Raw genomic sequence first — 6,935 nt, 5'->3', positions numbered from 1 at the left:
GAGGGCGTGGTTAGGCAGCGTTTAAGTCGTGGTCCGTCTTTGGAAGGAAACCTTTTCTTTGCCCAGCGGTGGTTCCTTTTAGCGGATTTTTGTTCTCCACGCTGATTGCCGAATTGGTTCTTGTGGGCAGGGTTGTAGCCTTGTATTGGACATCTCTGCGGATGTTTAGGTTCATGATTAAAGTCCAAGAATGGTATTATTTATCATTAAATCTTTCTACTGTTGTGAACCCCATAAATCACCCTGCAAAACTTTCAGTAAGTATCACACAGTAGCCTAATTAAATAACCGTTAAAAATATCAAGATCTTGGTACAAAATCAGAAGCGAATTAAACCAAAAACAAAAACTTCTTTATCAACCCTTTTCTGGCTTCAACAGGCAAGGAAATATTGGTCCGAAATTGAATCTAAACTGTAAAAAAAATTAGAAAAAGTAATTCTTACTTAACAATGAAGAGGAGTACCATTTCTGAGACCCTGAGGTGGTAGGGACAAGAAATTTTTACTAAAAGTAAAAGAAATAATTATGAAACTAAGAGGGGTTCCCATCGTTTTGCAGAATCAGAGCCATTCTGTTATTTTCGCTTCTCCTCGAAAAAGATCCTTTTTAAGTTCCCCTGCCTTATATTCTTTAATCATAGATTTTTGAGTTGAGTATTTCATAATATTCATTTCTTTCAAAAAATAATCTGTCTGCGCGATAAGTTCATCGTCAAGAAGCTTTGAATTGAATAGAGTATTATACTTAGGGTCCATAAGCTGATTGCGTTTTTTAACGTTGTAATTTGAAGCTTCTACCTTCAAATAATAGTATGTGGATGGATCAAATACTCTTGCCTTATGTTTCCTCAGTTCTTCTCTACGCTCTTCTTTACTTAGAGGATAGGTTATAGGTCTGGGTAGTTCTCTGTTTACTCCGACCAAATTCGACCCAATGACTGATGCTAAAATATCGGAGGAGGGACTTTTCTCACTTTTTATGTTTGAAATTATTTCCCTCTTTATATTTGTAGAGTAGACAATGATATCCCCTATTCTGTTTTTTTCTTCAAATTCTCTAAGAAATGTCCTTATTCTCGCTATTTTTGGTTTTGTTATAGCAGATCCTTCAAAATCAAACCATATATTAAAGTACTCTCTTTTGATGTATTCTTTCGCCAAGTTTTTAATGTCCTCAATCCCGAATTTTAGAGATACCGGGACAAATATTGGTTTTTTATTTTTATAGTCGAGGATGTGATACGCCTCATCGACGGATTTTAGATATTCATCTAAGGTCATTATAATAATTTTTTCTTTTGTTTTTAGGTCGTACCTATCAATCTTTATATTTGGGATAAACAAAATTGGATCTGAAAAGTTGTAATAATATTCAAAAAAACCAGATATTTTTTCAAGGCTCTTAAATTCTTTATAAGGTTTAAATTCAAGTTTAAGAGATATTATATGTGGATGTTCTGATTGCCACTCCTCAAATCCAAACATTCTTTTAATCTGCGTATCATCCGTCTCACTCAGAATATATTTAATGGACCTGAGATCCATAGATTTAGAATATTCTAGGAGAACTTTTTGGAATAGTCTTCTTTCTTCCATAAATATTTTTTTGTTATGTTTTTTGCATCTATTACTTTAGTAGGTCTATCTATTTCTAGAGTTCCAACCCTGAATCTTTTCACGTTAAATTCTGAATTTTTGTCGGTTATCGTTTCCTTTATCTCTATATTTTTAGCCATCTCTACTCTTTCCTAATTTTTTCTATGGCTCCATTCACTATTTCCTCTCTTACTCTAAATTTAGATTTCTTTATCAAACACAAAATATTTATCGCCTCTTCCTTGGAAAAAATTCTATATCGGCAGGTACAACTCTCAATAAATCCTATTGTACCAGTAACTCTTGCCAAAAGCTGCGGAAAATTTCTTTTCAAAAAATTTTTGGGTTTCTCATCATCTAGTATCGTCATAAATTCTGTTTCTAGAAAATATAGGACATATGAGATAACAATGATCTCATGGTCTCACCCTTTTTATTTCTTCCAATGAGAAAAAGGGTCTTAGTATTTCACCGTAATTGTAATATTCAAAAATCTCAACACATGTTCCAATATCCTTTTCTATCACTTGATAGTTATTCGACTTCTCAACTTCAGCTTTTATTAATGGTCCCGTAACAAACTTAAATATTCTTGCATTAAGTAACCGAAGAAGGCACTTTGGTTGTTCCACATCGTCAAGGAAGCAGATATAAAAACTGCTATCGGGAACTATAGTGACACTAATCATTAGTACTAACCAGCTCCACGTATCTCTCTTCAGTGATCACCCCCTTCTCCATCAATTTTTTTGCAATTTCTTTTCTCTTTTGCTGCGAAAGGAGTTCATCGGATATTCTCGACTTTTGTTTGTACTCATTATAGGTTAAATATATCAAAAAGAGAAGCTCCTCTTTCGATAACTTATCATACATTTCCCTAACCATCTTCATCATGCCGAGTAAAGCTTTAAGCTTTGGATTATCTGAATAATCTCTCACTAGCTTATTGTAGATTTCTCGCCCTTCAGGAGTAAGACGAATTGACTTTTTACGGTCGAGCTGATAGGCATTAGTATGAAATACGGGATTTTTTATCAATTCGTCGATATCCTCTGAGTAAGGACCGTAATAATGTTTTTCGAAGGTAACAAACTCACCTATCTTAGGATTTGCCTTTGAGAGAATAAACAATTCTTTTTGCAGATGTAAAGGTGATGGAATGGGTTTATTTTCTACCCCTAAAAGTAAGATAATGTAGCGTTCTATTATTTCAATCTCCATTAACTCTTTTTTTCTCCAAATTTAATCCCTCAATAACTTTACTCAAGAATTGGATTTCTCAAATTATTTTAACATTAATTTTGAGAAAGCTCTACACTACTCTCTCTGAAAGCGTATCTAATAAACATCCCCATATTTACTGTTAAGATTTTACGCTTTATCTATTTCTGGCTAGAACTGTTTTTTAAGTGAAATACTGCGTGCAGAATTTTATGCCGGGTATGATTTGGTAGGCGATTCCTAGAATGTGTGGTGAGAGTGCTGCTTTTGGATCAGAGTATACTTCGAATTGGTGTTTGATTTCCAGTTCTTCTAAGGTTTTGTGGATTTTTTTGGTTTCATCGGTTAATCCGTATTCATCTGTGCTTTCACAGTTTATTAATAATTGCACTTTTTTTAGGGCATTTGGATTTTTCCTAATCATGTAATTAATATCGTATTTCTGCCAGTTATTTGCAGCCTTTTTATCCCATTTAACGATTTTTCCACTCTTGTCTCTTTTAACTGTTGGCATTAAGGGATTATCCTTGGAGAACAGTATGTCGAAGGTGTCCATTATGTCACCATATGTGGAGGCTCCGAGTTGCTCGGCGATTTCTCTTCCTAACAGTTTCTCGTATATGGGGGTGACCAGCTTCCAGTCCAGTAAATCAATGGTTATATTCGCGGGACTTAATGCTGCCGCTGCTACGAATTTTTCGGGATGATGGAGACATATGCTCAGTGTTCCGTATCCGCCCATTGATCCTCCCATCAGGGCTCTGTGTTGCTTATCAGGAATGGTTCTATAGTTCGCATCCACATATTCTATGACGTCCTTAACAATGTAGTCCTCAAAATTGCCCGTGTAGGGAGAATTTAGAAAGAAGCTGCCCTTTGTTTGAACCGCTCCCGTGAAGTCCTTGGCACCATCCTTGTGGGGCAGATGTAAACTCCCATCGGGCTGAACGAAAATAAATGGGTCTAGCTTTCCTTTGGTAATCATTTCGTCCAGCTTCGCGTATGAGAGTATTCGGTCCAAATCTATTTGTTCTAAAATTTCTGGTGGTATTAATTCTACTGGCAGGTTTTTGTTATCTTCAAGTGTGGAAACTACGGTCATTTTCTGATTATTTCCAGTGTAGCCATGTAAATAGACGACTACGGGATATCTCCTATCCTTAGATTCAAAATACCCAGGAGGAAGATAAACATATAATTCGCGGTCCACTGGGCTATTGATGGGATTATTCTCCAAGCTTTTTACATGAATATTATCAACACGGTATCGTTTACTAGCATTTTTTCCACTCATAACCTCACTCTCCAGAATTTACCTCCCATTTCCAAAATTTTTAACTAATCTAAATTTAAGTAAGCAAGTATTATAAATTTGTACCTAAAACATCAATGGAGAATGAGAAATACTAATATTCTCCAACGCTATTGTAATTCCTATTAAAAGACATTAGGGGCGATCAAAAACGGTTCAAATAACTAAAACCGAAATATCGGTTCCATCCCGAACACAAATCTATCGCAGTAAGATTCTGGAAGCACCCTATGAGATATGTATTGAACGTGCCCGCTATTATACGGAATCCTATAAGGAAACAGAGGGATTGCACCCTGCCATACGTGCAGCAAAAGCTCTGGAAAACACTCTGCGAAAAATGACTATCTATATTCTTCCCGAGGAGCAAATCGTGGGAAACCGTTCCAGCAAACTCGTAGCAACCGTTATCCCGATTGAAAGAGGCGAGCTCAACTATGTGTTAAAAATTGATTTGAAAAACCTCAAGAATAGGGAGAATCAACCCTTCCGCATTTCGCGGGAGGAAGAGAGGGAACTCTTGGAGATGTTCAAGTATTGGAAGGGCAAAACTGTAAGAGACCTTAGAACCAAAATCATGAAAGAAAAGGAACTACACTTCAAATTCAGTTTTGGACCCAAAGCTAGCTGGAGGAGACTGAAAAATTTCGGTTTAAAAAATATGTGGGATATCCTTAAACTATATTCTGGGGGGAGACTGCGCCACATTTCAAGTAGTTTAAATGAAGTTACGCTTAATAATCCTAATCTGGTGATGAATGTTTTTGACACCCAGGGCCACCTAGTCATCGGAATCAACAAGGTCATCGAAACCGGCTTCAAAGGGGTGAAGGAAAAAGCACAGGCAATAATAAAAAACGTGAAAGACCCCGGGAAAAAGAAGTTTCTGGAAGCAGTGATGATCTGCTGCGACGCTACTAAGATGTTTGCAGAACGCTTCGCAGAACTGGCAGAAGAAATGGCATCAAGTGTAGAAGACTCGGTGAGAAAAGAGGAGCTGCTTCGGATGGCTGAGAACTGTAGATGGGTGCCTTGGAACCCTCCCAGAAGCTTCCATGAAGCCTGTCAATTCCTATGGTTCACCCAAGTCATTGCTGCAATAAGCTACGGAGTGGGACTAATTGGAGCCGTGGGGCGAGTAGACCAGTATCTCTACCCATACTACAAAAAAGACATAGATGCGGGAAAAATCACCCGGGAACAGGCCCTGGAACTGGTGGAGGAACTGTTAATCAAGTTTAGCTATAATCTGTTATTACTACCCAGCTTCGGTAAGCACACTGCCTCAGAACTGGGAGCGGACGAGGATGCCCTAACCGTGGGAGGAGTTGGAAGAAATGGGGAAGACGCTACAAATGAATTATCTTACGTCTGGATGGATGCTTGTAAAAGTATGAAGAATATGACCAACACTTTCACAATAAGGGTTTCCGGCAAATCTAGTGATGAGTGGCTGGAAAAAATCGCTGAAGTATACAGTGTGACCTCAGGACCCGCGATATTCAACGATGACATGGTAATTCCTGCTCTGGTGAACAATGGGACAGAGTTGGAGGATGCTCGAGACTACGCAGTTATTGGATGCGTAGAGCCTACAAGCGCCGGAAACACCTTCGGATGCACCAGCGGAAACGATATTTCACTGGTGGGTATTCTGGAAATGGTGCTTACCAACGGAATGATTAGGATGCTGGGACGCAGAACCGGGGCAAACACTGGAGATCCAAGGAAGTTCACATCGTTCAAACAGGTCATGGACGCTTTCAAAAAACAGATTAAACACAATGTTGAAGTCATATATCAACTCGTGGAAATAAAGGACGAGGTCTATGCTGAACACTACCCCAATCCCTACATCTCAGCGACGCTTGAGGACTGCGTGGAAAATGCTATGGACATGACTCAGGGAGGTGCAAAATACAATTTTAACTCCATAAGTGGCAGAGGACTGGGAACCACCACCGACTCCCTAGCGGCCTTGAAAAAGATTGTTTTTGAGGACAGATATGTTACCATGAATGAATTGATTGATGCCCTAGAAACTAATTTTAGGGGAAAGAAGGGAGAAAGGCTGCGTCAGACCCTAATTAACAGGGCTCCCAAGTATGGTAATGACGATAACTATGCTGATGAAATAGCCCGAGAAATAGCAGGAACCTTCTGCGACATAGTGATGAGTAAAAAGGCTTGGAGGGGAGGACCGTATAGAGCCTCATTCTTCTCATACGGAATGCATGTCCTGGACGGAAACCTTCTGGGAGCAACACCAAACGGAAGAAAAGCCCGGGAACCTACCTCAAACAGCCTCTCTCCAAGCAACGGCGTGGAGAAAAACGGACCCACAGCAATCCTAAAATCTTGCGCTAAAATCGACCACACAAAAATCGCTAATGGCTGCGCACTAAACATCAAACTGCTTCCGATGCTCCTCAGAGACCAAGAGAGGAGGAAAAAGCTAGCCAGCCTTCTTAAAGCCTATTTCAAACTGGGAGGAAGCGAAGTTCAGTTAAATGTGGTGGATACTCAAACCCTGAGAGACGCTCAAAAACACCCAGAAAAATATAGAGACCTAGTAGTAAGAGTATCCGGTTACAACGCTTACTTCACGGATCTTGGAAAAGCCATACAGGACGATATAATAGCGCGTCAAGAATTTGAACAGCTCTAAAAATTCTAGTTCCTCCTCTTCTTATACTTGGAGCATTATTATGAGAGCATTTATTATTTTAAAGTTTTATATTATTTTGAAATTAAAAAACTTTCAATCTCCGTAGCTGGAGAACGGTTTTTGCAAGGGTTGTACCA

The 6,935-nt window shown here is 38.8% G+C and carries 8 protein-coding genes; 1 reads left to right on the top strand and 7 read right to left on the bottom strand.

All coding sequences use genetic code 11. The annotated features are described in order from the left end of the window. Window positions 1-10: 10 nt before the first annotated feature. The 7 genes from ACUVXA_RS13825 to ACUVXA_RS13795 form a co-directional block, all read right to left on the bottom strand. Window positions 11-175, bottom strand: a complete 165-nt coding sequence (locus tag ACUVXA_RS13825; protein ID WP_445871863.1) for a hypothetical protein — start codon at window positions 173-175, stop codon at window positions 11-13. 387 nt (window positions 176-562) lie between these two features. Then, on the bottom strand, window positions 563-1,486 hold the full coding sequence (locus tag ACUVXA_RS13820; protein ID WP_445871862.1) for a hypothetical protein: 924 nt from the start codon (window positions 1,484-1,486) through the stop codon (window positions 563-565). Window positions 1,487-1,560: 74 nt separating this feature from the next. Continuing rightward, window positions 1,561-1,737, bottom strand: coding sequence for a hypothetical protein (locus tag ACUVXA_RS13815; protein WP_445871861.1), 177 nt, complete (start codon window positions 1,735-1,737; stop codon window positions 1,561-1,563). A 2-nt stretch (window positions 1,738-1,739) separates the two neighbouring features. Beyond that, window positions 1,740-1,967: a hypothetical protein gene (locus ACUVXA_RS13810; RefSeq protein ID WP_445871860.1), complete on the bottom strand. Its 228-nt coding sequence runs from the start codon at window positions 1,965-1,967 to the stop codon at window positions 1,740-1,742. A gap of 46 nt (window positions 1,968-2,013) precedes the next feature. Continuing rightward, complete coding sequence (locus ACUVXA_RS13805; protein WP_445871859.1) at window positions 2,014-2,286, bottom strand: hypothetical protein; 273 nt, start codon at window positions 2,284-2,286, stop codon at window positions 2,014-2,016. Next, complete coding sequence (locus ACUVXA_RS13800) at window positions 2,279-2,818, bottom strand: hypothetical protein (RefSeq protein WP_445871858.1); 540 nt, start codon at window positions 2,816-2,818, stop codon at window positions 2,279-2,281. The genes ACUVXA_RS13805 and ACUVXA_RS13800 overlap by 8 nt, the downstream gene beginning before the upstream one ends. Window positions 2,819-3,002: 184 nt before the next feature. Continuing rightward, on the bottom strand, window positions 3,003-4,112 hold the full coding sequence (locus ACUVXA_RS13795) for an alpha/beta hydrolase-fold protein (protein WP_445871857.1): 1,110 nt from the start codon (window positions 4,110-4,112) through the stop codon (window positions 3,003-3,005). Window positions 4,113-4,290: 178 nt separating this feature from the next. On the opposite strand from ACUVXA_RS13795, the gene ACUVXA_RS13790 reads away from it, so the two are divergent. Next, complete coding sequence (locus tag ACUVXA_RS13790; RefSeq protein WP_445871864.1) at window positions 4,291-6,798, top strand: glycyl radical protein; 2,508 nt, start codon at window positions 4,291-4,293, stop codon at window positions 6,796-6,798. Window positions 6,799-6,935 lie beyond the last annotated feature (137 nt).

This window comes from Candidatus Jordarchaeum sp. (assembly GCF_052745115.1).
Note: the sequence above shows the minus strand (reverse complement) of the source record. Positions and strands in the feature narration are given on the sequence as shown.

Coding starts and splice junctions, on each gene's coding strand:
- ACUVXA_RS13825 (WP_445871863.1), bottom strand. CDS start 175: ATGAACCTAAACATCCGCAGAGATGTCCAATACAAGGCTACAACCCTG.
- ACUVXA_RS13820 (WP_445871862.1), bottom strand. CDS start 1,486: ATGTTTGGATTTGAGGAGTGGCAATCAGAACATCCACATATAATATCT.
- ACUVXA_RS13815 (WP_445871861.1), bottom strand. CDS start 1,737: ATGGCTAAAAATATAGAGATAAAGGAAACGATAACCGACAAAAATTCA.
- ACUVXA_RS13810 (WP_445871860.1), bottom strand. CDS start 1,967: ATGACGATACTAGATGATGAGAAACCCAAAAATTTTTTGAAAAGAAAT.
- ACUVXA_RS13805 (WP_445871859.1), bottom strand. CDS start 2,286: ATGATTAGTGTCACTATAGTTCCCGATAGCAGTTTTTATATCTGCTTC.
- ACUVXA_RS13800 (WP_445871858.1), bottom strand. CDS start 2,818: ATGGAGATTGAAATAATAGAACGCTACATTATCTTACTTTTAGGGGTA.
- ACUVXA_RS13795 (WP_445871857.1), bottom strand. CDS start 4,112: ATGAGTGGAAAAAATGCTAGTAAACGATACCGTGTTGATAATATTCAT.